This is a genomic window from Klebsiella sp. HMSC09D12 (genome assembly GCF_001808475.1).
In the GTDB taxonomy this organism is placed as follows: domain Bacteria; phylum Pseudomonadota; class Gammaproteobacteria; order Enterobacterales; family Enterobacteriaceae; genus Klebsiella; species Klebsiella oxytoca.
Window position 1 is genome coordinate 149,982 of the sequence record NZ_KV793500.1, and the last position, 26,264, is coordinate 176,245.

Annotated in this window: 22 protein-coding genes and 1 pseudogene; 8 read left to right on the forward strand and 15 right to left on the reverse strand. The window is 54.4% G+C overall.

Features of this window, described 5'->3' with window-relative positions; translation table 11 throughout:
* Positions 1-5 precede the first annotated feature (5 nt).
* Complete coding sequence (locus HMPREF3178_RS21485) at positions 6-1,034, forward strand: sugar phosphate isomerase/epimerase family protein (RefSeq protein ID WP_017146419.1); 1,029 nt, start codon at positions 6-8, stop codon at positions 1,032-1,034.
* The gene (locus HMPREF3178_RS21490) at positions 1,031-2,182 is read left to right on the forward strand and encodes a Gfo/Idh/MocA family protein (RefSeq protein WP_017146418.1); all 1,152 of its coding nucleotides are present in this window, start codon (positions 1,031-1,033) and stop codon (positions 2,180-2,182) included. The genes HMPREF3178_RS21485 and HMPREF3178_RS21490 overlap by 4 nt, the downstream gene beginning before the upstream one ends.
* A gap of 36 nt (positions 2,183-2,218) precedes the next feature.
* On the opposite strand, the gene HMPREF3178_RS21495 is transcribed toward HMPREF3178_RS21490, so the two are convergent.
* On the reverse strand, positions 2,219-2,635 hold the full coding sequence (locus tag HMPREF3178_RS21495; protein WP_004099955.1) for an Exc2 family lipoprotein: 417 nt from the start codon (positions 2,633-2,635) through the stop codon (positions 2,219-2,221).
* Between the two features lie 127 nt (positions 2,636-2,762).
* Complete coding sequence (locus HMPREF3178_RS21500; RefSeq protein WP_004099957.1) at positions 2,763-3,512, reverse strand: SDR family NAD(P)-dependent oxidoreductase; 750 nt, start codon at positions 3,510-3,512, stop codon at positions 2,763-2,765.
* 180 nt (positions 3,513-3,692) lie between these two features.
* On the opposite strand from HMPREF3178_RS21500, the gene HMPREF3178_RS21505 reads away from it, so the two are divergent.
* Together HMPREF3178_RS21505 and HMPREF3178_RS21510 are read left to right on the forward strand one after the other, a co-directional pair.
* Complete coding sequence (locus tag HMPREF3178_RS21505) at positions 3,693-4,622, forward strand: LysR family transcriptional regulator (RefSeq protein WP_016809118.1); 930 nt, start codon at positions 3,693-3,695, stop codon at positions 4,620-4,622.
* Positions 4,623-4,881: 259 nt separating this feature from the next.
* Positions 4,882-5,579 (forward strand): annotated as a pseudogene (locus HMPREF3178_RS21510) (helix-turn-helix transcriptional regulator).
* 6 nt (positions 5,580-5,585) lie between these two features.
* On the opposite strand, the gene HMPREF3178_RS21515 reads toward HMPREF3178_RS21510, so the two are convergent.
* The 7 genes from HMPREF3178_RS21515 to HMPREF3178_RS21545 all read right to left on the reverse strand — a co-directional run bounded on the left by HMPREF3178_RS21515 (position 5,586) and on the right by HMPREF3178_RS21545 (position 13,508).
* Positions 5,586-6,269: a fimbrial biogenesis chaperone gene (locus tag HMPREF3178_RS21515; RefSeq protein ID WP_024273880.1), complete on the reverse strand. Its 684-nt coding sequence runs from the start codon at positions 6,267-6,269 to the stop codon at positions 5,586-5,588.
* The gene (locus HMPREF3178_RS21520; protein ID WP_017146415.1) at positions 6,266-7,885 is read right to left on the reverse strand and encodes a hypothetical protein; all 1,620 of its coding nucleotides are present in this window, start codon (positions 7,883-7,885) and stop codon (positions 6,266-6,268) included. Before HMPREF3178_RS21520 ends, HMPREF3178_RS21515 begins: the two co-directional genes overlap by 4 nt.
* The gene (locus tag HMPREF3178_RS21525) at positions 7,875-10,412 is read right to left on the reverse strand and encodes a TcfC E-set like domain-containing protein (protein ID WP_017146414.1); all 2,538 of its coding nucleotides are present in this window, start codon (positions 10,410-10,412) and stop codon (positions 7,875-7,877) included. The genes HMPREF3178_RS21520 and HMPREF3178_RS21525 overlap by 11 nt, the downstream gene beginning before the upstream one ends.
* Before the next feature lie 8 nt (positions 10,413-10,420).
* Positions 10,421-11,098: an EcpB family pilus assembly chaperone gene (locus tag HMPREF3178_RS21530; protein ID WP_017146413.1), complete on the reverse strand. Its 678-nt coding sequence runs from the start codon at positions 11,096-11,098 to the stop codon at positions 10,421-10,423.
* A gap of 64 nt (positions 11,099-11,162) precedes the next feature.
* On the reverse strand, positions 11,163-11,741 hold the full coding sequence (ecpA, locus tag HMPREF3178_RS21535; protein WP_017146412.1) for a common pilus major fimbrillin subunit EcpA: 579 nt from the start codon (positions 11,739-11,741) through the stop codon (positions 11,163-11,165).
* 70 nt (positions 11,742-11,811) lie between these two features.
* A complete protein-coding gene (locus tag HMPREF3178_RS21540) occupies positions 11,812-12,429 on the reverse strand; it encodes a LuxR C-terminal-related transcriptional regulator (protein WP_017146411.1) in 618 nt (205 codons plus the stop codon).
* Between the two features lie 680 nt (positions 12,430-13,109).
* On the reverse strand, positions 13,110-13,508 hold the full coding sequence (locus HMPREF3178_RS21545; protein ID WP_029496859.1) for an NUDIX hydrolase: 399 nt from the start codon (positions 13,506-13,508) through the stop codon (positions 13,110-13,112).
* Positions 13,509-13,719: 211 nt separating this feature from the next.
* Here HMPREF3178_RS21545 and HMPREF3178_RS21550 point away from each other — a divergent pair, with 211 nt between their 5' ends.
* On the forward strand, positions 13,720-14,700 hold the full coding sequence (locus HMPREF3178_RS21550) for a LacI family DNA-binding transcriptional regulator (protein WP_070585499.1): 981 nt from the start codon (positions 13,720-13,722) through the stop codon (positions 14,698-14,700).
* Between the two features lie 3 nt (positions 14,701-14,703).
* Here the strand turns inward: HMPREF3178_RS21550 and HMPREF3178_RS21555 are convergent, their stop codons facing one another.
* Both HMPREF3178_RS21555 and HMPREF3178_RS21560 read right to left on the reverse strand, forming a co-directional pair.
* Entirely contained in the window at positions 14,704-15,948 is a 1,245-nt protein-coding gene (locus tag HMPREF3178_RS21555) for a mechanosensitive ion channel family protein (protein ID WP_004099968.1), read from the reverse strand.
* 77 nt (positions 15,949-16,025) lie between these two features.
* Positions 16,026-17,453: an MFS transporter gene (locus tag HMPREF3178_RS21560; protein ID WP_017146409.1), complete on the reverse strand. Its 1,428-nt coding sequence runs from the start codon at positions 17,451-17,453 to the stop codon at positions 16,026-16,028.
* 109 nt (positions 17,454-17,562) lie between these two features.
* Here HMPREF3178_RS21560 and HMPREF3178_RS21565 point away from each other — a divergent pair, with 109 nt between their 5' ends.
* The 3 genes from HMPREF3178_RS21565 to HMPREF3178_RS21575 all read left to right on the forward strand — a co-directional run bounded on the left by HMPREF3178_RS21565 (position 17,563) and on the right by HMPREF3178_RS21575 (position 22,481).
* Complete coding sequence (locus tag HMPREF3178_RS21565; protein ID WP_017146408.1) at positions 17,563-18,429, forward strand: helix-turn-helix transcriptional regulator; 867 nt, start codon at positions 17,563-17,565, stop codon at positions 18,427-18,429.
* 193 nt (positions 18,430-18,622) lie between these two features.
* Entirely contained in the window at positions 18,623-19,660 is a 1,038-nt protein-coding gene (locus HMPREF3178_RS21570) for a hypothetical protein (protein WP_016809122.1), read from the forward strand.
* Between the two features lie 91 nt (positions 19,661-19,751).
* Complete coding sequence (locus tag HMPREF3178_RS21575) at positions 19,752-22,481, forward strand: sigma 54-interacting transcriptional regulator (RefSeq protein ID WP_016809123.1); 2,730 nt, start codon at positions 19,752-19,754, stop codon at positions 22,479-22,481.
* A gap of 52 nt (positions 22,482-22,533) precedes the next feature.
* Here the strand turns inward: HMPREF3178_RS21575 and HMPREF3178_RS21580 are convergent, their stop codons facing one another.
* The 4 genes from HMPREF3178_RS21580 to HMPREF3178_RS21595 form a co-directional block, all read right to left on the reverse strand.
* A complete protein-coding gene (locus HMPREF3178_RS21580; protein ID WP_004099979.1) occupies positions 22,534-23,520 on the reverse strand; it encodes an SIS domain-containing protein in 987 nt (328 codons plus the stop codon).
* A 64-nt stretch (positions 23,521-23,584) separates the two neighbouring features.
* Complete coding sequence (locus HMPREF3178_RS21585) at positions 23,585-24,646, reverse strand: SIS domain-containing protein (RefSeq protein WP_017146407.1); 1,062 nt, start codon at positions 24,644-24,646, stop codon at positions 23,585-23,587.
* 17 nt (positions 24,647-24,663) lie between these two features.
* Positions 24,664-25,518, reverse strand: coding sequence for a PTS system mannose/fructose/sorbose family transporter subunit IID (locus HMPREF3178_RS21590; protein ID WP_070585501.1), 855 nt, complete (start codon positions 25,516-25,518; stop codon positions 24,664-24,666).
* 2 nt (positions 25,519-25,520) lie between these two features.
* A complete protein-coding gene (locus HMPREF3178_RS21595) occupies positions 25,521-26,264 on the reverse strand; it encodes a PTS mannose/fructose/sorbose/N-acetylgalactosamine transporter subunit IIC (RefSeq protein ID WP_004099986.1) in 744 nt (247 codons plus the stop codon).

Below are 26,264 nucleotides of genomic sequence, written 5' to 3' on the forward strand. Positions count from 1 at the left end.
GTGGTATGAAAACCATTAAAGGACCGGGCATTTTTCTGGCGCAGTTTATCGGCCCGCAGGCGCCGTTTAATACCCTGGAGGGCGTGGCGCAGTGGGCCGCAGGTTTGGGCTATCAGGCATTGCAGATCCCCTGCAACCATCCGGCGATTTTCGACGTTGAACGCGCCGCCGCAAGTCAGAGCTACTGCGATGAGGTGAGCGGCATACTGGCGGAACAGGGCCTGGCGATCAGCGAGCTGTCCACTCATCTTGAGGGACAGCTGGTGGCCGTCCATCCGGCTTATAATAAGGCCTTTGACGCGTTTGCGCCCGCCGCGCTGCGCGGTAACCCGCAGGCGCGCCAGCAGTGGGCGGTCGAGAAAGTGCGCCAGGCGGCGGTGGCCTCGGCGCGTCTGGGGCTGAAGGCGCACGCCACCTTTTCCGGCGCGCTGGCGTGGCCTTATTTTTATCCGTGGCCGCCGCATAATCAGCCGCTTCTTGATGAGGCCTTCGATGAACTGGCCCGGCGCTGGCGGCCGCTGCTGGACGTTTTTGACGAGCAGGGCGTGGATGTCTGCTACGAAATCCATCCCGGCGAAGACCTGCATGATGGCGTGACATTTGAGCGTTTCCTGCAGCGGGTCGATAACCATCCGCGCTGCAATATGCTCTATGACCCCAGCCATCTACATCTTCAGCAGATGGACTACCTGGGTTACATCGATATCTATCATTCGCGGATCAAAGCGTTTCACGTCAAAGATGCCGAATTCCGCCGCAGCGGGCGCAGCGGTGTCTACGGCGGCTATCAGAACTGGCAGCAACGGGCGGGGCGTTTTCGTTCGCTGGGTGACGGACAGATCGATTTCAAAACGATTTTCAGCAAACTCACCGAGTATGATTTTGACGGCTGGGCGGTGCTGGAGTGGGAGTGCTGCCTGAAGGATGCGGAGGTTGGCGCGCGCGAAGGCAGCGAGTTTATCCGCCGCCATATCATCCCGGTCTCCGGGCGGGCGTTTGATGATTTTGCCGCAGGCAAGGAGGGAGGAGAATGATTCAGGTCGGCATTATTGGCTCCGGGTTTATCGGGCCGGTGCATCTGGAAGCGCTGCGTCGGGTAGGCGATATCGAGGTGGTGGCATTGTGCGACGGTTCACTGGAAGTGGCGCAGCAGAAGGCGCGCCAGCTCAATGTGGCGCACGCCTACGGTAGCGTCGAGGCGCTGCTGGCGCATCCCGGATTGCAGGTGGTGCATAACTGTACGCCGAACCACCTGCATGCGCGGATTAACCGACAAATCCTCTCCGCCGGTCTGCACGTTTTTTCAGAGAAACCGCTCTGCATGACCACCGAGGAGGCCCGCGAGCTGGTGGCGCTGGCGGAAAGCGCCGGGGTGGTTCATGGGGTCAGCTTTGTGTATCGCCAGTTTGCCATGGTGCAGCAGGCGGCGGCGATGATGCGCAACGGCGACGTCGGGAGGCTGTTTGCGGCGCACGGCAGCTATTTGCAGGACTGGATGCTGCTGGAGAGTGACTATAACTGGCGCGTGGATTCGGCGCAGGGCGGGGCCTCGCGGGCGATGGCCGACATTGGTTCCCACTGGTGCGATACGGTGCAGTTTATGACCGGCCGACGCATTGTGGAGGTGATGGCGGATCTGTCTATCGTCTGGCCGACGCGCCAGGTGCCCGTGGCCGGCGACGCGACGTTCAGCCAGCATCGCGATGGTACCGCGTATGAAGCGCGGCCCGTCGATACCGAAGATTTGGGGTCGGTCCTGTTTCGCTTCGACGATGGCAGCAAGGGGAGCTTTATCGTTTCGCAGGTCAGCGCCGGGAGAAAAAACGGCCTGACGGTGGAGATCGGCGGCAGCCGCTGTTCGCTGGCCTGGGATCAGGAGGTGCCGCAGCGGCTGTGGATTGGTCATCGCCAGCGGCCAAACCAACTGCTCAGCGACGATCCGAGCCTGATGCTCGGCGAGGCCGCCGCCAGCGCCCATTTCCCCGGCGGGCATAATGAAGGCTGGCCCGATGCGTTTAAAAATATGATGCTGAGCTTTTATCAGGCGGTGCGCGCCGGTCGAATGCCGCCGGCATCGTCGCGGCGTTTCGCTTCGTTCTACGAGGGGGCGGACGTGATGTACATCATTGCGGCGATAGTGAAAAGCCATCAGCAGCAGCGCTGGGTGAAGGTGGAAAGATAGCAGAAGGCGCGGTGCGCATTTCGCGCACCCGCTGTGTTATTTCACGCCAAAATAGCCATCAAGATACGTCCCGGCCAGTTCGTTACCGAACAATACGGCATCCTTATTTTCCATTTCGTTGTCCCATTTATCGCTGGCGTTACCGGTGAACGCGTGCTGGGTTTTTGTGCCCTCAGCCACCTGCTGCCTGATAGCGTCGGCGGTACGACGGGCATCGCTTTCGCTCATTCCCGATTTTTTGTCCTGCTGGCCACGGGCATAGATTTCGGTAAAGGTCGGCAGATTTAAGCGGTAGTTTTCCTGACGGTTAGTGGCGAAGTTACCGCCGACGAAATCGTTGCGGTGTGAGACAAAATAGTAAGCGTGGCGTTCCGGTGAAGATTTTGAGGAGGTACAACCGGAAAGGGCGGTGAGCGAACAGCCGAGCGCGATAAGCGCTATTTGAAGTTTCATTGATATCATCATCCATAATTATTAGAACAGGTACACCGATCATTCGGCTACAGAACAAAACGGCTAATTATAGATGTACGGTAGCACCTGAAGACCCATGAATCCAAGGGTCTTCAGGCAGCATTTTTTAGATCTGCGCCAGCCCGCCATCAACGTAGATTTCAGCGGCGTTAATAAAGCTCGCGTCGTCTGACGCCAGAAAAGCGACGGTTTTAGCGACCTCCTCGGGCTCGCCAATGCGGCCCAGCGGGACGTCGGCGGCCAGCATATCAAAGAGTCCCTGGCGCTGCTCTTCCGCGACAAGTCCTCCCAGGCCGGGCGTACGGACGGGCCCCGGGCTGACCACATTCACGCGGATACCGCGCGCCTTCAGGTCCAGCGCCCATGAGCGGGCCAGGTTACGCACGGCGGCCTTACTGGCGCTGTACACGCTGAAGTTCGCGGTGCCTTTCACCGCCGCGGTCGAGCCGGTGAGGATGATGGAAGCCCCCTGGGTCAACAGCGGCAAGGACTTCTGGACGGTGAACAGCACGCCGCGCACGTTGGTAGCGAAAATGCGATCGAAGTGCTCTTCCGTTATGGCGCCCAGCGGCATCATATCGCCGCCGCCCGCATTGGCAAAAAGCACATCCAGTCGCCCTGATTCACTGGCAATGGTCGAAAACACCCTATCGAGGTCGCTTAATATCGAGGCATCGGCGCGGATCCCGCTGGCGGCGGGACCGATTAACGCGACCGCCGCATCAAGCTCTTCCTGACGGCGACCGGTGATATAGACCGTCGCTCCCTGCGAGGCCAGCTCCCGGGCTGATGCCAGGCCGATACCCGAGGTGCCGCCGGTGACTAACGCGATTTTTGCCGAAAGTTTTTTACTCATGGTGCACTTCCTTAACTAAAGTATGAATATGCCAATTGAGTCATCCACTTACCGTGACCACCTGGCGACTGAGTACGGGAGTCACTCTACCGTCAGCCACGGATGCAAAAAACGGAGTAATGTGAAAAACACTCTTCACACTGGTGAATAATCAGCGGCTATTATCAGGAAAAATGAATAATGGATCGGTTTTCAGCCCTTAAAGTTTTTACGCGCGTTGTCGAAGCCAACAGTTTTACCCGGGCCGCAGACTCCCTGAATATGCCCAATGCCACCCTGAGTAAAGCGATTCAACAGCTTGAATCGCATCTTGGCGTGTGCCTGCTGCAACGCACGACCCGACGCATTACCGTCACGCCGGAAGGGCGTGAATACTATGAAAAAGCGGTGCGGATTCTGAAAGAACTGGATGAGGTGGATGCCTCATTTCGCGCTGCCCGCAATAAACCAAAAGGGCATCTGCGCGTCGCGGTAGGCGGCTCCACCGCTCGCGACGTGCTGATCCCGCTGTTGGCTGATTTTATGGCAACCTATCCGGATATTCGTATCGACCTGGCGGTTGCCGACAGCCCCTCGGACCTTATCAGCGGCAATATCGACTGCGCGATCAGAGGAGGTCCGCTGGACGACTCGACCCTAATCGCGCGCAAAATCGGCGAAGCGACGATCGTGACCTGCGCCACGCCGGACTATTTCAGGCTTTATGGTGTTCCCGCGTATCCCGATGAGTTGAAGAACGGACATCGGCTGGTCAGCTATTTATCTCCCGCCAGCGGAAGAGCCTTCCCGTTCCGCTTTCTGGCTAACGGCATCGCGCAAGAGATCAAAACGGAACATCACCTTGGCGTAAATGAGAGCAACACGCATATTGCGGCAGCGGAGGCTGGGCTGGGGATTGTTCAGACCTTCTCATATTCGCTGAGAAATGCGCTGGCGAACGGATTACTGGTGGAAATATTGAATAAATGGCGTCCGGCTCCTTATCCCTTTCATGTGGTTTATGCGCAGAATCGCCATGTCACATCCCGGCTGCGCGTATTTATCGACTGGCTGGCGGAGACATTCCCGGCGGCGGTGAAGGGGTCATTGCCCACAAGAACCAAAGAATGATGATAGCCTGCGAGTTTTATGTATTGCGTGATGATAAATTAAGTCACAAAAAAATATTATGCTCGCTTCGACTAAGGGAATCAGGTCAGATATGTTTTGATATATATTATATGATATAGTTAAATTATATGGAGATTCTATTAAAATATTTAATAGGATCTGTTAACGTTATTTTCCTTGCGGTCTGGAAGTATAAATTAGTCTTTTGTTTTCTATATTTATAGTAAATATAATAGCGGCAGGGATTTTTGTTTATAGTATGTTTGATATTCCATATGTATCTTTTGGAAAATATTTTTAGCCACTCAAGAGGTAAGCGTAATGCCGGCAGGTGACCATGAGATTAAATGTATGGCGTGTGGTTTAAACTGCCCTATTGAAGCGGAAGATAAAATGGAGCGATCCCTTTGCGGAGAGAGGAAATTTTCTGTATGGCCAGATAAAAACTATTATTTTAAGCGAGCGGTTAATGATTTGGTTTTCCGTGAAATTACCTGTTTTCTGCCTGAAGGAATGGTGGTGGTGGATTTCTCCCTCGACAATATTTTGTATTTTCTGCATGAGGAGTGGGCTGAAAAACTGCAGGAGACCGGGCTGAAAGTTATTTTACTCGCGGATAAGAGCATGCTGCCCATGGCTAATTTTTGGATGTTGCGCTCCGGGTTATTATGGTCGGTGGTGGAAGTCAACGATAGCTTAAGCAGCTTAATCAAAAAAATAAAACGCATCATGCTGGGGCGAAATCTTCGCTGCCGGCGCACACCGTCGCTGACGGAGCATGAAATGAAGACGCTGCGCTTGCTGGCGGACGGGTACTCCAGTCAGGATATCGCCCGCATCATGGCGTGCGATACCCGCAGCGTCTACCGCTTTCAATACTCTTTATGCAAGAAGTTCGGCGGACTCAATCGCCTGCGCGAGCTGCGCTTCAGGCATAATATCCCCGCTCTGGATTAGCGGCGGTTAGCCTGGCGAATTCATAAAACAGCCCTTGCCTAACTGATGATAGCGGCCTAATGCGACAATATATTTCCTGTTGCTATTCTTCGCCTCGGGGCCTGTCCAGCTCTCCCCAGGCAGCATATAAAATTGCGTTGAACTTTCATCGTCACCATTGCAGCCTTTCTGCAGAATGACTCTAAAATAGGTATTGCCAGTATTTTTAATGGTGCCTGTGGCTTCATTAATTTCATACTGGAATCGCGTCTTACGCGGGCGCACGATGAGAATCGTACTCATCGATACCGAAGGGACTATATTCAGCTTTTTCTGAACCTGACGCCAGGGGAAAACTGTGACGGGCGTCTCCTTAAAGATCACCCGATAATAGCGCTCAACGTCATCTTTAGGCCCACGGTAATAGAGTTTAAAATATTCCTGGCCATTGGCCTGCACGATGAACTGCAGCGGCGACCAGACCAGGTCTTTATCCTGGCCTGGAACGGGTCTTTCATCTCCGTTGCCCGGACGGGAGATTTTATAAGCCGATATGGTATACAAATTGTTGTTTTTTGTATCATTGACTATTGGCCGGGAGATAAAATCTTTACTGCCATCCATATCATAGATAATAGAGTCAAAGTACACCGCGGAAGCGGGCTGAATACACAGCCCGCATAATCCGATGACAAGGATATTTTTCATCATCCCCCCCGCTCGACGCCAATCCACGTGGCGGTCACTTTTACATCGCCGGTGGCGCTGACGGTCCCCATCCAGTCATGACCATTGGTGGTGAATTGTGAATGTGGGTCATCCATCGGAAACAGCAGTTTCAGCGTGGTGGTAAAAAAGAAACCATCGTTGACGTTGGCGTTCCAGGCCGTCTGTACCCAAACGGCGTTGGTCATATCGACAGGATCTTCGCCGCAGCTGTTGCGGACTTTTACCGCTTTACCGGTAGCGGATGTCCATTCGAGGTAGGCCGGGACCGGCACTTTTAGCGTCTCGTCCGCTGAGGTAAACAGGCAGAACGGCAAACCATACATGTTGACGGAGTCGCCAATCACCTGGGCGGTAATACTGTCGGCCTGACGCGACGCGGAGGTGGTGACTTTATATTCAAAGGTGATGGGCTCTTCGCTACCAATCTTGCCGGATGCTTGTGGATGCGAACGCCCGTCGCTGGCGACAATGCTGATGCCGTATTCCCGGGGGATGATGTTAATTAATGTTGATGGCGTGAACTGATAATAACCCGATTGTGGGGTGACGGAGTTATCAAAATAGAAGGTAAACAGAGCATCCTTGTTGGTTAAATCCGTTCCTGCCTTGAGGACTTTTTGAAAAAAGGCGTTGGACAGGAATACGTACACGTACTCGCCTGACGGTTTGAAAACCTTGTTATAGGTGCTGACCGTACCAAAATTGGTCCAGCTTGCCCCATCACCGCTGTACTTTACGTCAGACGTAGAAGGAGAAAATCCCAGCATCGCCGTGTCAATCACCATCCGGAAATCAAGTAAGGTGGTGAGAGTTTTAGTCTCCTGAAAATTGTAAGACACCATTTTACAGATGATCCCCGAAGCGCTCCCGACCACACCCATTTGACACAAATCCGAGCCGAGGTTGACGCTTGGCGTGCCATCGCTGGCAATCCACACTTCTGCCAGAGCACCGGTGCTGTTTAACTTCAGATGCGAGACCTTTTCGAGGTTGAACGTGTAGTAGCGCCATGTTCCCCCGCTGGGGAGATCTTTACAGCGAACGCCGGAGGCAAAGTCATAATCGGTATTGGTATTCATGTAGCAAAGATTAAGCTGCAAAGAATCGATGGTCCCCACCGGCCGATCGCGAAAATACTCATAGGCCGACTGGCTTAGCGCTCCCGCACCGTAGTAACCGTTTGCTACGGTGTTGCCGGACATCGCGTGATAGAAGCCGTCTTTATCGATGACATCGGGAGTAATATAGCCAGACGCCGGGCAGTTTGCGCCCGTAGACATGCAACGGATCCCGAGAAACGGCTGGTTAATGGGCGAATTCTCGATCCACAGGTCGAAGTAGCGGTTGGCGTAAGCCCAGCCTACATAGGTTATATATCCCAGACTACGCTGGTTAGTCGGATATTTTGTCCAGACGTTGGCTCCGGTGAAGCGCGGGTCTAGGGAGCTGGTGGTGATGAAATATTCGTCATCGACATCATTGTCGATAAACATATAGGTGTTGCTGCCGCTCCCGCTGCTGCTTGCGGTGAGCGCCATAGCCGGCGCGGCCAGTAGCCAGCCGGCCAGCAGCATGATGGCCTGGGGTTTAATAGACATTCTTAACATCTCCAGTCACTGATGCCGTTTGTTGTTGGATCTCACAAGGGATCTCACCGACCCATACGGCGCCTTTCGCCTCTGTCAGATCCAGATCCACTTCGCAGATGCCGCCGAATTTATCCACCAGGGTGATCACCGGGAAGCGCTTATCGACGTCCATGGCGAACTCACCGAGTTCGTCGGTGCGCGTTTTACCAATGTGGTTATGAATATCGGCGTTGGCGTAGTATCCGCCGCGGCGATCTTTCACCCGGCCAAAGACGGTGACCAGCTGTTTGACTTCCGGGTTAATCACGCTGACGTTGCCGGGGTAGAGCACCACTTTGTTACGACGACCGTTAACGATGTCGACGCTGTCTTCCGAATTTTTGTCGTTCATCAGCTCCACCTTATATTCCGCGTAGGGCGGAAGACTGATGAAATTGCTTTTGCCGGTCAGCGGGTAGTTCTGGCCGTTGATCTGCGCCATCATCCGGCCCTTGCCGCTGAAATTGGTATTCACCACCAGGCCTGCGGTTTGGGTACCTTTTCCTGCATAGATATTTTTTTGCGTCCAGGCCACGCTGCCCTGCGAACTCAGGCTGTAGTTTGAACTGTGCTGCGATGAGCGGCTGACGGAGACGGTGCCAGCGTTATATTTGGTGTCATAGCTGACGTAACCATTGGCGGCGTAATCGTCGGAACGATAGCGACTATCGTCATTTTTATTCTGTTTAATCTGTTTCGAAACCGACGCCCCCACCTGGGTAATGGCGCGGTTGTCAAAGCTTTTGCGCAGCGTGGCGTTCGCCAGCATGTTTCCGTTCTGGCTGGACACTCCGGTGCTGAGCCAGATGGAGAAGGGGATAGAGACATCAATATTGACGTACTTATCGCGCAGATTTTCATGGTTGTTGTACTGATAGTTCTGAATACCGGCGCGTAGCGTGACGGTTGCGTAGCGATTAGCTAACAAGGATTGATCGTAATCGACGTTGGTATAGGTGCTTCCGGTATATTTATTATTGGTGCGGCTGACGCTCAGCGTACCGAGGAACGGCGCAATTTTGCGCAGGTTAGCGTTGGCGCCGACGGTCACATAGTCGTTTTGCTGCATCGGTAGCGCGTTACCGATGGAACTGTACTGGCGCGACCCCCACAGGTTGCCATACCCGTCCGGTAAACTCATGTTGAAGGTGGAGGTACTCTGCCAGCTGCCGTCGGTAGCGAGCAGCCCCTGCTGGTTAAAGCTGAACGCGTTGTTGAAAATCACGTTCGCTTCCGTTTCATTGACACCGTTATTGTCAAAACCGTAGAGCGTGGTTTTCAGATTCACGCCGGAAAGCCAGGGTTGGCTGGTTGCAGCGGCGACCCCGGCAATCCACGTATTCCGTGTGCCATAATTGATGTTGTAGTTGTGGCGATAGTCCATCTTGTTGTATTCGAGGCTGCCCGCGAAGGTTTGCCATGAGAGATCGCCGGTAACGCTGGATTTTCGAGCGAACGTTTTATTGATGTTCGCCGTCCGGCTGCTGACCACGCGCCCGTTAACGACCACCTGTATATCAACGTTGTAGATACCAAACGGCAGGCGCGACGTATCGAGCTCGTAGCTGCCCATCGAGAAGTTTTGAATGCTGAGCAGTTTACCGTCACGGTACACGTGCACTTCACCGGCGGCCGGGAGGAACACCGTTACGGGCACCAGGGCAAGCGTGTTGTCCTGCGTTTGTGAACTGCTTTTATTGCCATAGCTGATGCCGTAAATGCGGCTGGAGTTCAGGGCGCTCATGCTGGCGATCGATTGCAGATTCCAGGTATCCACCATCCCCATGGCGAAGCGGCGTCCCTGATAGTCACGTTCGTACATCGAGCGATACAATTTGCTCTGCTGGTTGCTGGTACCTATACCGTAGAGGGAACCGTTAAAGTTCAGATGGTGCTCGCGCAGCGACCAGGTATTGTCCAGCGTCAGATAGCTGCTGGCGTTATCGGCATTCTCATATTTATTGTAATAGCTCCCCATCGAGTAATTCAGCACGCTCGAGAGATTCTGAGCAGTGGATTCCCCAAGCATGTTGGTACGCGGCAAAATAGCGGCCTGCATGGCTGCCCGGTTAACCGTCAGCTCAAGATAAAAGGAACGCGTATCGAGTGAAAGCGAGGCGTCTTTGTTGATATAAACGCGCTGACCGTCGCCGATGCTTTTGTCCTGCATCTCGTTAATCAGCGATTTTATCTGCGGTGATAATTCAGTTCGCTCAGGGAGATCGCTGAGGGTGATCTGATTCAGGCGAAACTCATTATCCTTGATGGTAAGGATGGCATCAGCGATTTTTTGCTGGCTGCGTTGGGTACTATTATCGCCTTCATAACGAATAAAAACAGGGACCGACATGCCCTGATATAACGCGTTAGCAAATACCGAAGGAATAACATAGTTACTGACTTTGACTGGCGCTGTAGCATTAGCTGCCCAACCCTGGTTTACCGTAATTAATAACCCAGCGAACAACGTCCCTTTGACATAACCAAGATTATCCATAATATTACTCAGTTTACATTTATATATTGCTCACCGTGCCATATTCCAATTCGCGTTTTTTTGTTGGTGAGATCGGTATGCTTTATTTTTACGCTGATACCAGGCATGACATAATAGCGTTCACGACAGCCTTGCCCCTCATCCTTCGCTTTATCACGACAGGGTCCGTAGGAGATAACGCGGAATGAAGCGTTACCGGTATTGGTTACCGTGTCATTATCTCGACGATAGTCGAATCTTTCTTCGCGCGGCGCGACCACCAGAATGGTACCAATAATGGCAGAGGTCGTTGCCTCACCCTGTTTTTTCTTTTTACTGGCTTCAAACTCGGTCACCGGCTCATCGGTCCAGGATATGCGGTAATAACGCTCCTGATTATCCTGTGGCCCTTTGTAAAAAAAACGAAAGTTCTCTTTCGCATTTCCGGGTAATATCAGACTGGCTGGCGTTGACAATAATTCCGATCTGCTCGCCATCGGGATAACCTTGCCGCCGGCCATCGGCGATGAGATACGCTCCACGTTGACGCTAACGTAACGCGCCGTATCGGTGGTATTAATGATTTCTTTTGCCAGCGTCGAGGCATCCGGCCCCATTATTGAGGTGACGTCTCCGACATTTATTGCATGGGAGGAGGGCGTCACGGTGAATAAGAAGAGAGAGAGTAATAATGGATTCAGTTTCATGGCGCATCCTTATAAGGAGGCCAAAGCCTCCTTGTCATACCGGACAGGTGTTGGCTACACCTGATTAGATAGTCCATTCCGCGTTGAACTGAACGCGAACGTCGCCGCTCCAGTAACCGTCGGTTAAATCTTTGAACTCAGCGGCGGTGCTGCCGTCAGAAGTCGCGGAGTCGATAGTGAAATCGAAGTTACCCTGGGTGCTGACGCGATCGGCGCCTGCGAAGGCGGTGGCGACTGCCAGCGCATCCAGACCTGCGGAGATGTTGTTGCCCGCATCAATCATCGTTACCGGCGTGGTTTTGTTCAGCGCGTTGCCGTTCCAGCTCACACCAACGGCCAGAGTAGAGGCGTCAGTGGTACGGCTCAGGGTGTTGCTGACGATTTGAGAGGTCAGCGTGAAGTCAGTCGCGCCAGACTGGCCCTGGATGGTGATGTCAAAAGCGCCTTTCTGGGCGTTAAACGCTTTAATCCCTTCAGCGTACTGGAAGTTCAGGGATTTCAGCGGAGTGACAACCAGCGCGCTGGTGGTGTCTTTAGTTGCGCTAGCATCCCAGCTGGCAGTGGCGGAAGTGGTCACGTTAGCCATTGCATTGGTAGAGATAAGAGCCGCAGCCACAACACCCGCTAATACGATTTTTTTCATTTTAAATTTCCTGAGAATAATTAAGTTAGTTCCATTTATGGAGTTATTGCTGTAAATACTGATAATTTTTTTATCCAGATAGAATAATGTTTAACTTCCCTCTGCCTCCCATCTTATTCTGCAAGCTGAGCTTGATTGCGTAGATTCTCTTTTCTGCCATCTGCAATTCTTTTGCTATCTCTTTAACCGACTTCTCTGCGAGTAAAAGGTCGAGTACCAATACCTCTTGATCGCTGAGTTTTTGACGGTAGCCTCGAGCATCTCTTTGACCGAGAAACGAAAGCTGTATTTTCTTTTCAATCTCATCTCGGGTATCGCTGGTATTGATAATCGAAATTATCTGCTGACAGCGGTGTTTCCAGTACAGCGCCAGCGGTTGCGCTAATCTGTCGGCAATCAAAACTACCCGCAGCCCTGTCTTGATCAGATATTCAATCCATTTATCATTGGTGAATAATCTGATGTTGTAGCGAGAAAAATCAACAAAAATAAAGCCAGAATCAGAGAAGTTGTAATGCTTGTTAATTAAAAAACAATGCACACCATTTTTTAAATAGATATTTTTATCAGGCCATACGCAATAGTGAGTTTCAATGCAATTAATCGATTTTATCGTAGGTCGGGGATAGATTTCGCACTGATACTGACAGCTTATGCAGTATACCTTCTCATATTTCTGAGGAAGCATATGTCGATTTATTTCCCTATATTGTCTTACCCTATCGTTCAATGATGTGGCTATATTATGGCTAGTTAATAATTGTGACAACTTTAATTTCTGGAGAGTTATACAGATGAAAAATGTGTAAATTCTTAAGTCCAGAAAATGTCTGGATTTATACTAACCCACTCTAATAAATAAGAAAAATCTTAAGGTGCAGTATTTTATGTCGATCGCTCTTTAAGAATTATCCATTGCGACCAGGAATTTTCTCGCTGAATGGGCGAGGATTGGTTAAAAAAAAACAGCACAAAAGGTCAAAAAAAATGCTATCTCATCGCTGTTTGTTAATTTTGTGTTTTTATTTTGTTTTATTTTGTGGGGTTTGTTCTGTAATGGCCTAATTTTTGTAAGGGAAAGTTGCGATATTTTGGATTATGGGGGAAAGGATTGTCTGGCGAAATATGATCTGGCGTACAAAACCGGGCGTTTTTAAGCGCTAAAACACGTCGCAGTTTGCAGGGAAGTAAATCAGAAGGATGTGCTAAATCTTCACCGGAAGAAGCGGGCAATGCTTCTCGGTGAAATGGGGCGCTTCAGCCTGAACTGGCTTTGTCTGGAAGCCGCCGTAGCGCCACCGGGACGATGGCAGCGTGGATTTTGACTTGCAGACAAATGAGCTAACTCTTTCGCGGTGTCCGGCGAGCTTACGCCCCTTTCAGCAGAGGAAGCAGGTGATTCTCGGTAAGAGGAGCAAGCTTAATATGCCGATCCTGACCTGGCGTATACCAGATAACTTCTTCTATTTCGGCCGTCGGCGTAAAGTTCGCTCTGTTGGTGGCTATCTGAAAGATATCCGCAGAGACCGTATGGCCCGGCTCGTTTGCCGCCGTATCGGTGAAACGGCCGACCGGAACCAGTTCTTCAGGTGAAACGCTAAAGTTGAGCTCCTCTTTGAGCTCGCGGATCAGCGCCGCTTCCGGGGTTTCCCCGATTTCAGGCTTTCCACCGGGCTGCATAAAGTACTCAGTCCCTCGTTTGCGTACTAAAAGACAGCGTCCTTGACCGTCGACGATCGTTGCCGCCGCGATGTGAATATTTTTTATGGTGTTCAAGAGATACCCCAGTTATATACCGATAGTGTTCAACGACCCGCGTTCGTTTCGCTTCTCGCGAAACAACGCCTGGGCCATCATGATAACGGCCTTAGCGTGCTAATCAATCCCGTCAATTCTCGCAAAACCTGCTGACGGCGCGGGCGGCGCTCATTTATGATAGCCTGCGAAATATAACGTCTATGCGGGAAGTGCAGCCTCTATGTCAATTCAGAAAATCGCTCGCCTGGCGGGCGTCTCGGTGGCGACGGTATCGCGGGTATTGAATAACAGCGATACCGTTAAAGCGAAGAATCGCGAACGTGTGCTGCAGGCGATCAAAGAGAGTAACTACCAGCCTAATCTGCTGGCCCGCCAGCTGCGAACGGCCCGCAGCAATATGATTCTGGTGATGGTCTCTAATATCGCTAACCCCTTTTGCGCCGAGGTGGTCAAGGGTATTGAAGAAGAGGCGGAAAAGAACGGCTACCGGATCCTGCTGTGTAATTCCGGCTCGGATTTGGCCCGTTCTACTTCTGGCCTGCAGCTGCTCTCCGGCAAAATGGTCGACGGCATCATCACCATGAACGCGCTCTCCAGCCTGCCGGAACTGACCACCATGATCGGCGACGCGCCCTGGGTACAGTGTGCGGAATATGCCGATAACGGCAGCATCTCCTGCGTCGGCATCAACGATGTCGACGCGGCGCAGGGCGCCGTTTCCCGGCTGGTTGACGGCGGGCGAAACCGCATTGCCTTAATCAACCACGATCTCAGCTATCGCTACTCGCGCCTGCGCGAGCGCGGCTACAAAAGCGTGCTGCACGTTCGCGAACTGGCGTATCAACAGGTCACTTACGCCAGCGACCTGAGCGCCGCCGCCGGTACCCGGGCGATGGAAACGCTGCTGGCGCAGAAAGAGAAACCGGATGCGGTATTTGCGGTCTCAGATTCGCTGGCGGCGGGCGCGCTGCGGGCTATCGCTCAGGCCGGATTGCGGGTGCCGGAAGATATTGCGGTAATCGGTTTTGATGGTACCGAACTGGCCGAAGTGGTATCGCCGCAGTTGACCACCGTGGAACAGCCTTCGCGCGAGATTGGCCGTACCGCCGTGACGCTGCTGATGAAGAGAATCGATAATCCCGACGCTGCGGTCGAGCGGGTGATGATGGACTGGCGCGTCATTTCCCGCGCCAGCACCTGAGTTTTACCCGGATACCGCGCCCGCCAGCGAACGAATATCGTTGCCGGTGGGGGACTGGTGAATACGCAGGCCGAACTCATCAACCACGGCAAAAACGTGGTCGAAAATATCCGCCTGAATGCTCTCATACTCCGCCCACACCACGGTGTTGGTGAAGCAGTAAATCTCAATCGGCAGGCCGCTGGCGTCCGGAGCCAGCTGGCGCACCATCAGCGTCATGTCCTTACGGATGCGCGAATGGTTGCGTAAATACTCCTGCAAATAAGCGCGGAAGGTGCCGATATTGGTCATTTTGCGCTGGTTTAGCACCGACTGGTCGGTGGCGTTCTGCTGGTTCCACAGGCTAATTTCCTGATGACGCGAATCCATATACGGCTTCAGCAGCCGGGCCTGAATTAAGCGCTGCTGCTCCTGTTCATCGAGAAAATGAATGCTGGTGGTATCGATATTCAGGCTGCGCTTAATCCGGCGACCGCCGGATGCCGACATACCGCTCCAGTTTTTAAACGAGTCGGAAACCAGCGACCAGGTGGGAATAGTGGTGATGGTATTATCCCAGTTGCGCACCTTCACCGTGGTCAGGCCGATGTCGATCACCGCGCCGTCGGCGCCATATTTCGGCATCTCCAGCCAGTCGCCGAGCTTGAGCATATCGTTGGCGGAGAGCTGAATACCTGCCACCAGGCCAAGAATGGGGTCTTTAAACACCAGCATCAGTACCGCGGCCATCGCGCCGAGGCCGCTAATCAGAATCGCCGGCGACTGGCCAATCAGTAAGGAGATAACCAGAATGCCGACAATAATCGCGCAGACCAGCTTAATTCCCTGAAATATCCCTTTAAGCGGCAGCTGAGAAGCGGTGGCGAATTTCTGCGATAAATTGAACACCACGTCCAGCAGCGAAAAGAAGGACAGCATCGCGTAGATCATCACCCACAGCTGCGCGCAGGTAGTGAGTATTTCCGCCGCCTCGCTGCCTTTTTGCAGCCATAGCACCGCCTGCACGTTGACGATAATCCCCTGCAGGGTGAAGGCCAGACGATGAAATAATTTGTTCTGGGTAATAATTTGCAACCATAGGTGGCTGCTGGCCTGCGCCCGCTTTTCGAAGGTGCGCAGCACCACTTTGTGCAGAATAAGGTGAACGACAATCGCCGTCAGAAAAATAATGCCGAAGATAATAATGAGTGAGGTGGTGGGGGTAATTTTGATGCCTAATGCGGCGATGTGCGATATTAATTCCTGCATAACGTCTCCTTTACATCCAGCGGTTATGATGACCGCTGGATGTCTATTATGCAAATCGCAGGTTACGCCGATGTGAATTATGGCGTCGCTACCGCCGGACGGACGTTAAGGTGACGGCGTAGCCACAGCGCGATGGCGCCCAGCACCAGCATCATCACCACTTCCACCGCCAGGAAATCGATCAGCGCCCGGGGATAGTCGCCGCCGCTGCGCTGGGCGAGAGTTAAGAATAGCGACCCGAGAATTGCCGGGCCCAGGCCCAGCGTCGCCTGCTGCAGGGTGCTGAGAATCGCGCTCCCGGCCCCGGCGTCAGAAGCGCTGATGTCGCGCATCCCGATGCGATAAAAGCTATTCACGATCAGCGCCTGCCCGTAGCCGATAAGCGCCGTGGAGGGGACCAGCGCGAGGGTGCTGGTGTGGGTAGCGAGGCGATAAAAGGTCGCGCACAGCAGCAGCAGGCCGATAATCTGCACCGACAGGCCAGTCAGCAAAATGCGTCCCATGCTGTAGCGGGCAATCAGCTTCGGCGCGTACAGCGCGGAGATGAAGTAGGCCACGCCGAGCGCGATAAAGCTATTCCCGGACTGCCACGGCGCCATTCCCAGACCGGCCTGCATGGTCAACGCCATACAGAACATAAATCCGGACCAGGCGCTGAAAAAGAGCAGGGCGATGGCCATGCCAAAGCGAATGCTGGTGAGCTTCAGCAGGCGAGGCGGCAATAGCGGCTGCTCGCCGCGCAGCTGTTTGCTCAGCGCGCTGGCCCGCATCCAGACCAGCAGCGGCAGCACCGCAGCTAACATCAGCTGCAGCGTCCACGGCCAGTGCAGCTCCGGCCCCAGCGCCATCGGAAACAGCAGGCAGCAGAGGATCAGCGCAAGGCTGAAGGTGCCCTGCCAGTCGATGCGCGAATGCGCTTCGCGCCGGGTCTCCGGGACGTATCGCGAACTAAAGACCAGCACCAGCAGGCAGATCGGCACATTAATAAAGAAGGCATTCCGCCAGCCTAAACCGGCGATATCCGCCGAGACCAGCCAGCCGCCGCCCATCTGACCGACGATAAAGGCGATACCGCCAATGCCGCCGTACAGGCTGATGGCCCGGGCGTGGGCGTTGCCTTTGAGGGTGATATGCAGCGTGGCGAGGATCTGCGGCACGATTAGCGCCGCGCCGGCGCCCTGGACCGTGCGCGCCGCCAGCAGCGTGGTGATAGAGTTTGCCATTCCGCACAGCAGGGAGGCGACGCCAAAAATCGCCACGCCCCACATAAACAGACGGCGGCGGCCATAGTTATCGCCAAGTTTGCTGCCCATCGCCAGGCAGACGGCAAAGGCGACGCCGTACAGCGCGACAATCAGCTCCAGCTGGGTGGCGCTGGCGTTCAGCGATTGGGTGATGGAGTCCAGCGCGACGTTGGCGATCGAGGTATCGATCAGCGGCAGCATCTGGCCGGTCAACAGAAGGAATAAACCGGCGCGGCCGGGTGAAACAGCAGACGAATTCATCGGATCTCTCCATTGCGTCATTCAGCGGATGGCCGTAGCATCACCGATAAATTAAACGGGTACCAGTTCCTGCTTATACTGGTATTGGCACTACCATGCTGGAGGTTTTATGACGACCATGCCGCAACGTGAATCGACGATCGCCGCGCCCGATGATGCCCGTAAACAGCTGGGGGCATTTCTGCGCGCCCGGCGTGAGAGCCTCGATCCGCAGCGCCTGGGGTTGCCGCGCGTTGGCCGACGACGCACGCCGGGTCTGCGGCGGGAAGAGGTGGCGATGCTGGCGGAGGTCGGCGTCACCTGGTACACCTGGCTGGAGCAGGGGCGGGAAGTGAATCCGTCCGAGGCCGTGCTGGTGTCGGTGGCGAACGCGCTGCAGTGCAGCCCGCTGGAGACCCGGCACCTGTTTGTCCTGGCCGGACTGACGCCGCCGGAAGCCGCGCAGGTCACGGTATGCGAAGGCATCAGCCCCGGCACCCGGCGGATGCTTGATAGCCTGATGCCGCAGCCCGCCAGTATTCAGAAGCCGAGCTTCGATATTGTGGCCTGGAACGACAGCTTCTGCCGCCTGATGGGTATCGATTTCGCCACCATTCCGGAAGAGGATCGCAACTGTATTTATCTGTATCTGACCAATGAAACCTGGCGCAGCCGTATTGAAAATCGCGATGTGCTGGCGACGTTTGTCTCCTATTTTCGCGCGGCGATGGCGGAGCACCGCGGCGATCCGCTGTGGGAGAATAAGCTGGCGCGCTTTTTTGCCGCGTCGGCGGAGTTTGAGTCCCTCTGGCATCAGCGCTATGAGGTGCGCGGGGTGGAAAATCAGGTGAAAAACTTTAACCATCCGCAGCTCGGACGCTTCAACCTGCAGCAGATGTACTGGTACTCGGCCCCGCGTAACGGCTCGCGCCTGCTGGTCTATTTGCCGATGGATGAAATGGGCGAACGGGCGCTGGCGTGGCTGGATAAACACTAATGACAAGGAATCAGATTGCTGACAAAGTGCAATCTTCAGGAACTGCCCGGCGGCGCGATGCTTGCGCAGGCCTACAGCGCATTGCATAGCAGGTTGATATTGCGGTTTTTCGTAGGCCCGGCAAGGCGCCGCCCGGCAGAAGTGCGAGCACAATAGCCAAAAAAAGGTTTGTCATCAGTCTCAAGGAATGCCCATGAATATTACCCGTAAAGAGCAGCGCATTATTCAGCGCGCGCTAAAGGCGTGGCAGGCCAGCGGCGATTTAGCCCCTGAGGATAGCCAGCGGCTGGCGCAAACGCTGCGCGTCTCTCCCTTCGACTGGCAGCGGCTGAGCCGCTATGCGTTCTGGACCGCGCTGGCCTGCGTGCTGGTCGCGCTGGGCAGCCTGTTTGCCGACAGCGCCCTGATTGAGCTTCTGCTGAGCCTGTTCAGCCGCTCGGCGCTGACGCGAATCATCCTGCCCGCGCTGCTGGCGGTGGCCTGCTACGCCTGGGGTTTTCGCCGCCAGCGGCGGGAAACGCAGTGGCACTACAGCACTGAGGCGATCCTCTTTCTGGGGGTTATTTTTACCGCCGTGGCGCTGTGGCAGCTTGGCGAACGTCTGGATACCGGCAGCGGTCATATCGCGCCGCTGTTCCTGGCCGGATGCCTGATTTACGGCGCGATTGGCTTTTTTGCCCGCTCCGGGCTGGTGTGGCTCTTTTTTCTGCTGTCGCTGGGCAACTGGTTCGGTGCAGAAACCGGCTACGTTTCGGGCTGGGGCGCCTACTGGCTGGGCATGAACTACCCGATCCGCTTCGTGCTGTTCGGCGGCGCGCTGCTTGCGCTCTGCTACGGCGCGCAACACGCTTTGCGCCAGCGCCAGCTGTTTACCGTCAGTAAAGCGATGGGGCTGATCTATCTGTTTATCGCTCTGTGGATCCTGTCGATTTTTGGCAACTATGACCTGGATAGCTGGTCCAGCATAGCGCAAAGGCAGCTGCTGCCGTGGGGGCTGCTGTTCGCCGTGGCGGCGGGGATCTGTATCTATATCAGCCTGAAAACCGACGACGGCATGCTGCGCGGCTTCGGTCTGACGTTCCTGGCGATCAACCTCTATACCCGTTTCTTCGAGTTTTTCTGGGATGGCATGCACAAAGTCGCATTTTTCCTGATCCTCGCAGTCTCGCTGGCGGTAATTGGCCGCTATGCGGAGCGCATCTGGCATGCGGGAAGGGTAACCCATGAATAATTAAGCTTTTTTAAGAAGTGTGGCAGGGGGCAGCGACGTCTTACGCGAATTGTCGTATAAGCGAATTTTACGCTTTTGACAGGGGCGCAAGATGAATAAGGAGTCGATTTTTCGCCAGCTAGAACAACGGATCGTCGGGCGACCGCTGACCGCGGAAGCGCTTGGCGAGTTTAATGCGATGGCGATTGCCGATAGCCTGAAGCAAAAACGCAGTATCATCAGCCATCATCTGAATAATCTCCATCGCGAGCAGCGGGTGGTCAAAGTAAATGGTCGCCCGGTGCTGTTTTTACCCATTGCCGCGCTGCGCGACCACCACCGCCTCGCGGTTCGACACGGCGAATACGCTTCCCTTCAGGCCCTGTGCGCTGAGCGCCAGGATAGTCTGGCGCAGCTGATAGGCGCTCAGGGCAGCCTGCAGGAAGCTTTGCGGCAGTGCAAGGCCGCCATCAGCTACCCCGGCGCAGGTCTACCGCTTCTGCTGCGCGGTCCCACCGGCACGGGGAAAAGTTTCCTTGCGCGCCAGCTCTGGCGTTATGCGATGGAACAGGGCGTTTTGCCTGCTGATGCGCCTTTTACCGTGTTTAACTGCGCTGAGTACGCGAATAATCCAGAGCTGCTGACCTCGAAATTATTCGGGCACGCGAAGGGCGCCTTTACCGGTGCGGATAAATCAGTCCCCGGTCTTATCGAGACCAGCAACGGCGGGGTACTGTTTATTGATGAGGTTCATCGTCTGCCCCCCGAAGGACAGGAGAAGCTGTTCCATTTTATGGATAACGGTAGCTGGCGGCGGCTGGGGGAGAGCAGCGAGGAGCGCAGCGCCACGGTACGGCTGATTTTTGCTTCAACGGAGGATCTGGAAAAGCACTTCCTGGCGACTTTTATTCGTCGTATTCCGGTGATCGTCAAAATCCTGCCGATCGCCGAGCGTGGACAGTATGAAAGACTGGCGTTTATCCATCACTTTTTTCGCCGTGAAGCGCAGCGATTACATCACGATCTGGCGCTGGACGGCGAAATCATCAGCCAACTGATGCGCGAAACGCTCGAGGGTAACGTCGGCGGACTAGAGAATTTGATCCGCAATATTTGCGCCAGCGCCTGGACATTTGGCGAGCGGGATAGCGATCTTTTACAGATAAAAGCGGGTTTACTGCCCGACCGGTTGCTGGCGGATGCGCCTTTTTCTCTTCAGCAAAATAGCGAACGGGTCATGATTTACCGCGATGGCGACGCGCAGCCTTTGTTTTCCGGTCGTCATCATGAGTATCAACGGCTAACGGAAAATATTTGCAGCCTCTGCGAGGAACTCGGGAAGGACAATATCAGCGCAAGGACCTTTGAAAAGCTCATTTATCAAAACGTGACGCTCTATCTCGATGCGTTGATGAATCAGGAGAGCGCGGTCTCTCTTCAGGACAAGCGGCTGCGCTTTATTGAGGATGTGGGCAAGGCGATCGCCGCCAATTACGATCTCCAGCTGAATGCCGAATTCGCCTATCTTACTGGCCGCTACCTGACCAGCCTGCCTCTTGCTCCGCGCAGCGTTGCCGAGCCCGCGCGTCTGGTGATGCAGCGCTGGCTGGAGTCCTCAGCGGGGCTGGCGCAGCGTATCGCGGGGAAACTACTGGATGTCGTCAATAACAAATACGATCTGCTCATCGATACGCTTGACCGCCTGGCGGTTGCCGCTATCGTCAGCAATGCGATTGATGCGACCAGCGGCGGAAAAGTGAAAGCGGTGATTATCGCCCACGGCTATTCGACCGCCAGCAGCATTGCGGGGGTCGCCAATCGCCTGATTGGCGAGAAGATCTACCAGGCGATGGACATGCCGATGGAGGTGGCGTTCAGCGACGTCAGCCGCGCCGTGGTTGATTATCTCCAGCATACCGATACCCGAGCCGGAGTCATGGTGCTTATCGATATGGGCTATACCAAAGAGATTGCCGATGCGCTTTTGTCGGTGATTAACGGCCCGCTGGTGGTGGTGGATAACGTCACGACGCGCATGGCGCTGAACGTCGCCAGCGAGATCGCGCTGGGGAAAAATATCGAACATATTGCCGAAGAGATCGTGCCGCTCAATCAGTCGCGCTGGGATGTCTTCTGGCCGACAGAAAAAAAAGAGCGTGCTCTGCTGGTGACCTGCATTACCGGAATCGGTACTGCGTTTAAATTTAAAAATCTGATGGAGAAGAGCCTGCTCAGCGACTTTGATATTAACATTATCGCCTGCGAGTATACGCGCTTAAAAAATAGCCGCACGGCGATATCCTTGCTCCACCAGTATGAAGTGATTGCGGTTGTGGGTACGCACGACCCACAGCTGGCGGGGGTGCCATGGGTAGGTATTGAAGAGCTGCTGGGCGAGCAGGGGCATCGGCATCTCAGTCAGCTCTTAAGCGGCTATCTCAATGAGAAGCAAATTGCGCTGATTAATAAAAATATGGTTCGTGAGTTTTCGCTGCATAACGTCGTCAACTCCTTGACGATACTGAATGCCGGAAAAACGATGAGCCATATTGAGACTATTATTGCAGAGTGGCAAAACACGCTTGGCTTTAATTTTAATAATAATTTAATTATTAGCCTGTATGTGCATCTCAGCTGCATGATTGAGCGTCTGGTAATGCGTAATGAAATTACCCATTATAAAAATCTTGAGCAATTTTCTCGCCAGCACGGAGAATTTATTGCTATGGTGAACCACTCGTTTCAGCGCCTGAAAATACTCTATAACGTGACGCTGCCGGTAGCGGAAATTGGTTATATTCACGATATTTTTGAATTACGCGTTGACGATTTTCGCTGGTAATCCTCAGCGCAGCCCCGGAGCAGGTTGCCGGGGCTGGCAGAGGGTTAGCGAATTAATATTCGACTTTCCACATATAGCGGCGGGTGGTCAGAGGATGGTTGCGGGCGGTGGCCAGCGCCAGGTTGTACACATCAAGAACGCAGTTGTGCAGCAGGCCGCAGAAATATTCGCGCACGCTGGCGTGAAGCGCATCAATTCCCACTTTTTCCACGTCAATAATCTGCAGTTTTCCCTGATAGCGTTCGATAAAGCGGATCGCGCGATCGTCCAGCGGACGGGTGCGGCCGCTGCTTTTTAATAAAATGAACGGCGTTCCCGGTTCGGTAATCTCAAAGGGGCCGTGGAAATACTCGCCGCTATGGATGCTGGCGGAGTTAATCCACTGCATCTCCAACAGAATACAGATGGATTCCTGATGCGCGGCACCGAACGAAGGACCGCTGCCCATCATATAAATGACCTTTTCACTTTTCCAGGCTTCGGCAAAATGCTGCGCATCCGCTTGCACCTGCTGCTGAGCGCCGCGCACCACGGATTCAAAACTGGCAAAGGCGCTGACCATCTCAGCGTAATGGTCGTATCCTTCTGTTTGCGCCAGGATCTCCAGCGCCAGCCACAGGCTGTACGCCGCTTTTTGCTGTGTCGGATCGACAGTTTCGGGATAGCGAGCCCAGCAGTATTCGATAGTGTAATCGCTGTGTTCGCACAGCGGCGTGCCGGGGGTATATACCAGTCCAATCGTAGCCGCGCCTTTTTGACGCGCGATGCGGGCGGCTTCGACCGTTTCAGCGGTGTTGCCCTGCTGAGAGGCAAGGATCACCACGCTATTTTCCCCTAATGCTTGCGGCGTCGCGTGGACAAATTCATTACTGGTCACATAGCCGACGGCCAGCTTTTTTGCTTCACAATCGAGAAAATATTTCCCCGGCCAGAAGCCGGTCAACGAACCCCCGCAGCCAACAAACCACACGCGTTCAATACGTTGCCTGGTTAAAATATCGCGAATAATATGGTGGGCGTTTTTCTGAGCTATAGACATATTGGTCTCCTTGAGATGTAAAGGGTCCTCCGCTGCATGGCGGATAACTTTTACAGGGCATTATTTAATTAAGTTTTTTACTTTTCATTTTCTGGTGGAACTGCGGATCCTTAGGTATTGCGGGATCGACACCCTTCACTGGCGGTAGTCTGGCGCAAACCATTTGCAATGGAATAATATATTCAAAGATTGCAAAGTCTGGATCGTTAATAAACGTAAAGGGCATGTTCTTACCGTTATTGTCAACATGCGGGCCAATGCGATAAATATGCGGCGTCCAACCAGACAGTATTTCCGCCAGACGATCCTGGCGCTCATCGGGATGCGGATCGAGCATAATCAGGGTTGAACGCTCATCGAAGGCGTTATAGATCCCGTGGATGAATTCCTCAAATTCATAGCCGGCCACCGGGCAGCGCAGCGTTTCAAGCATCTTTAGCGCGCCTTCCTGAACGGTGCCAAACAGCCCTGCCGGGCCGGTCAGGCGAATATCTGCGCTGTCGATAAGCGGCCGGGCGTGATTGAGAACCCACGCCTGCGAGGCCTCAATGAGCGTCGGCAAATGATTGAACGTCCTCTCCATGCGGACGAGTAGCGCTTTGCGCTCCTCATCGCTCAGGCGCTGCTGGCGGCTGGCGACGGCAAGCGCAAGCAGTATCAGGTTGAGTATGGTGCAGTGATAACCTTTGGTTTTGGCGCCGGCGCGCTCTTCTCCACAGGGGACCGTCAGGATCAAATCTGCCGCCTGGTCGATGGCAGCTGGCGCTTCCCCGGCCATGGAAGCGGTAAGGTGCCCGGCTGCCCGGGCGCGCTCCATTGCGGCGAGAGTGGAGAGGCTGCCGCCTCCCTGAGAAATTCCGATGACCAGCGCTTTGCCGCTGAGGGAAAGTGCCATCTCGTCCAGCAGGAAGGGCCAGTATACATCGACCGGGATGCCGCACCATTGCTGCATAAACGACCGCGCGGTCAGCGCGCCGTGGTAAGACGTACCGGAACCGGTCAGGATGATTCGAGAGATCCCGCGATCCGCCAGCGCTTTCGCCGCTTGCCAGAGATCTTCCCGCGTCTGCGTTAGCATAGCGAGCAGGCGAGCGGGGGTTTCATTCATATAGTCTTCTACGTGCATGGGTAATATTCCTCTTCTTAAAGCAGGCCTAACGCGCTGGCCGCCATGCCAAACGCGATGGTGCCTAACAGGATCCAGTTGATGTTGACTCCCTTACGGATCAGCTTGTACATCCCAAGGGTGAAAAGCAGAGGCAGCAGCGAAGGAAGTATTTTGTCGATAAACTCCTGTGCCTTCATGGTCGTCTGCCCGGCAGTGAAGCTGAGCGGGGTGGTGATATCTATCATACTGGCGGTCATCGCGCCGACGACCATCAGGCCAACGATTGACGCGATATAGGTGACCCGATCCATGAGTCCGCTTTGGTAAATCCGCATCAGCCAGGTGGTGCCAGCCCGATAGCCGAGCTTCAGCCCATACCAGCGGCACAACAGATGCGGTAGGTTATAAACTAACAACGCCATTATCGGTCCCAGGAGGCTGCCCTGCTGGGCGAAATAAATCCCCATCCCGGCGGCAATCACCTTCAATGACCCCCAGAATATGTAGTCACCGATACCCGCCAGCGGCCCCATCAGGCTGGTTTTAATCGCGTTTATCGATTCTTCATTAAATTCGGGATTGCGCTGATTCTCCTCTTCCATAGCGATCGACAAGCCGAAGATAAAGGTGGAGAGGTGCGGCGTGGTGTTAAACAGCACCAGATGGCGCTGCAGGGCGCGCCCCAGTTCCGTCGGGTCCTGATAGATACGCTTCAGGGCCGGCGACATTGCGAAGGCGTAGCCCATATGCTGCTGGCGCTCGTAGTTCCACGAGCCCTGCAGCGTAAAGGAGCGCCAGAACACGCTGCGTAAATCCCGAGCGGTGACCCGGCTTGCGTCATCGCTTTGCGGCTGGGCGGCGCCTGACAGGGCCTGCGTCATTTCACTCATGATTAGCTCTCCTGCTGCTTAAGATTAAGAAACTGGCTGATGATAAAAGCCAACACCACGGCGAATAGCGCGATGGCGATGATATCCAGTTTGGTATATGCCGCTATCAGAAAGCCCAGACCGAGGTACGGCATAAGTTTGCTGCTGAGCATCATGCTGATCAGCAGGGCGAAGCCGAGCGCCGGCAGGATCTTACTGGCGACGATCAATCCGTTGGTGATCACCGGCGGAATCGCCTCAAGGAACCAGCTAACCGCCGAAGAGCCGAGCAGGATGGCGAAAAAAACCGGCAGAAATCCGTTTAAAAAATAGAGCAGCGTCGGACCGCCGAGGTGCATCAGGCCGACCATCCGGGTATTACCTTGCGCCGCATAGCGGTCCGCCAGATGACCGAAGCGGGCGTTCACCACGCGTACCAGAATGCCCAGCGTTTGCGCCAGCATTGAGACGGGGATGGCGATGGTGAGTGCAGCCTCCGGACCGCGGCCGGACATGATCGAAAATGCGGTCGCCAGTACGGAGCCGGTCACGATATCGGGTGGGTGAGCGGCGCCGATGGCGACGTTGCCGAGAAAAATAAGCTCCAGCGTAGCGCCAATCAGAATCCCCTCATGCAGATTGCCGCAGACCAGACCGGTGAGGGCGCACATCACCAGCGGCCGGTCGATCATCGATACCCCAAGCAGGCGGCCATCGAGGATCCCCAGGGCGGCAATCAGTCCGAGTAACGTTGCGGTGAGCAACAT

Bases quoted from the DNA above. Each gene is read 5' to 3' on its own strand.
- HMPREF3178_RS21575 (WP_016809123.1), top strand. From the start codon at position 19,752: ATGAATAAGGAGTCGATTTTTCGCCAGCTAGAACAACGGATCGTCGGG.
- HMPREF3178_RS21570 (WP_016809122.1), top strand. From the start codon at position 18,623: ATGAATATTACCCGTAAAGAGCAGCGCATTATTCAGCGCGCGCTAAAG.
- HMPREF3178_RS21595 (WP_004099986.1), bottom strand. From the start codon at position 26,264: ATGTTGCTCACCGCAACGTTACTCGGACTGATTGCCGCCCTGGGGATC.
- HMPREF3178_RS21585 (WP_017146407.1), bottom strand. From the start codon at position 24,646: ATGCACGTAGAAGACTATATGAATGAAACCCCCGCTCGCCTGCTCGCT.
- HMPREF3178_RS21525 (WP_017146414.1), bottom strand. From the start codon at position 10,412: ATGGATAATCTTGGTTATGTCAAAGGGACGTTGTTCGCTGGGTTATTA.
- HMPREF3178_RS21485 (WP_017146419.1), top strand. From the start codon at position 6: ATGAAAACCATTAAAGGACCGGGCATTTTTCTGGCGCAGTTTATCGGC.
- HMPREF3178_RS21505 (WP_016809118.1), top strand. From the start codon at position 3,693: ATGGATCGGTTTTCAGCCCTTAAAGTTTTTACGCGCGTTGTCGAAGCC.
- HMPREF3178_RS21550 (WP_070585499.1), top strand. From the start codon at position 13,720: ATGTCAATTCAGAAAATCGCTCGCCTGGCGGGCGTCTCGGTGGCGACG.
- HMPREF3178_RS21530 (WP_017146413.1), bottom strand. From the start codon at position 11,098: ATGAAACTGAATCCATTATTACTCTCTCTCTTCTTATTCACCGTGACG.
- HMPREF3178_RS21520 (WP_017146415.1), bottom strand. From the start codon at position 7,885: ATGTCTATTAAACCCCAGGCCATCATGCTGCTGGCCGGCTGGCTACTG.
- HMPREF3178_RS21590 (WP_070585501.1), bottom strand. From the start codon at position 25,518: ATGAGTGAAATGACGCAGGCCCTGTCAGGCGCCGCCCAGCCGCAAAGC.
- HMPREF3178_RS21490 (WP_017146418.1), top strand. From the start codon at position 1,031: ATGATTCAGGTCGGCATTATTGGCTCCGGGTTTATCGGGCCGGTGCAT.
- HMPREF3178_RS21515 (WP_024273880.1), bottom strand. From the start codon at position 6,269: ATGATGAAAAATATCCTTGTCATCGGATTATGCGGGCTGTGTATTCAG.
- ecpA (WP_017146412.1), bottom strand. From the start codon at position 11,741: ATGAAAAAAATCGTATTAGCGGGTGTTGTGGCTGCGGCTCTTATCTCT.
- HMPREF3178_RS21500 (WP_004099957.1), bottom strand. From the start codon at position 3,512: ATGAGTAAAAAACTTTCGGCAAAAATCGCGTTAGTCACCGGCGGCACC.
- HMPREF3178_RS21540 (WP_017146411.1), bottom strand. From the start codon at position 12,429: ATGCTTCCTCAGAAATATGAGAAGGTATACTGCATAAGCTGTCAGTAT.
- HMPREF3178_RS21565 (WP_017146408.1), top strand. From the start codon at position 17,563: ATGACGACCATGCCGCAACGTGAATCGACGATCGCCGCGCCCGATGAT.
- HMPREF3178_RS21580 (WP_004099979.1), bottom strand. From the start codon at position 23,520: ATGTCTATAGCTCAGAAAAACGCCCACCATATTATTCGCGATATTTTA.
- HMPREF3178_RS21495 (WP_004099955.1), bottom strand. From the start codon at position 2,635: ATGAAACTTCAAATAGCGCTTATCGCGCTCGGCTGTTCGCTCACCGCC.
- HMPREF3178_RS21560 (WP_017146409.1), bottom strand. From the start codon at position 17,453: ATGAATTCGTCTGCTGTTTCACCCGGCCGCGCCGGTTTATTCCTTCTG.
- HMPREF3178_RS21555 (WP_004099968.1), bottom strand. From the start codon at position 15,948: ATGCAGGAATTAATATCGCACATCGCCGCATTAGGCATCAAAATTACC.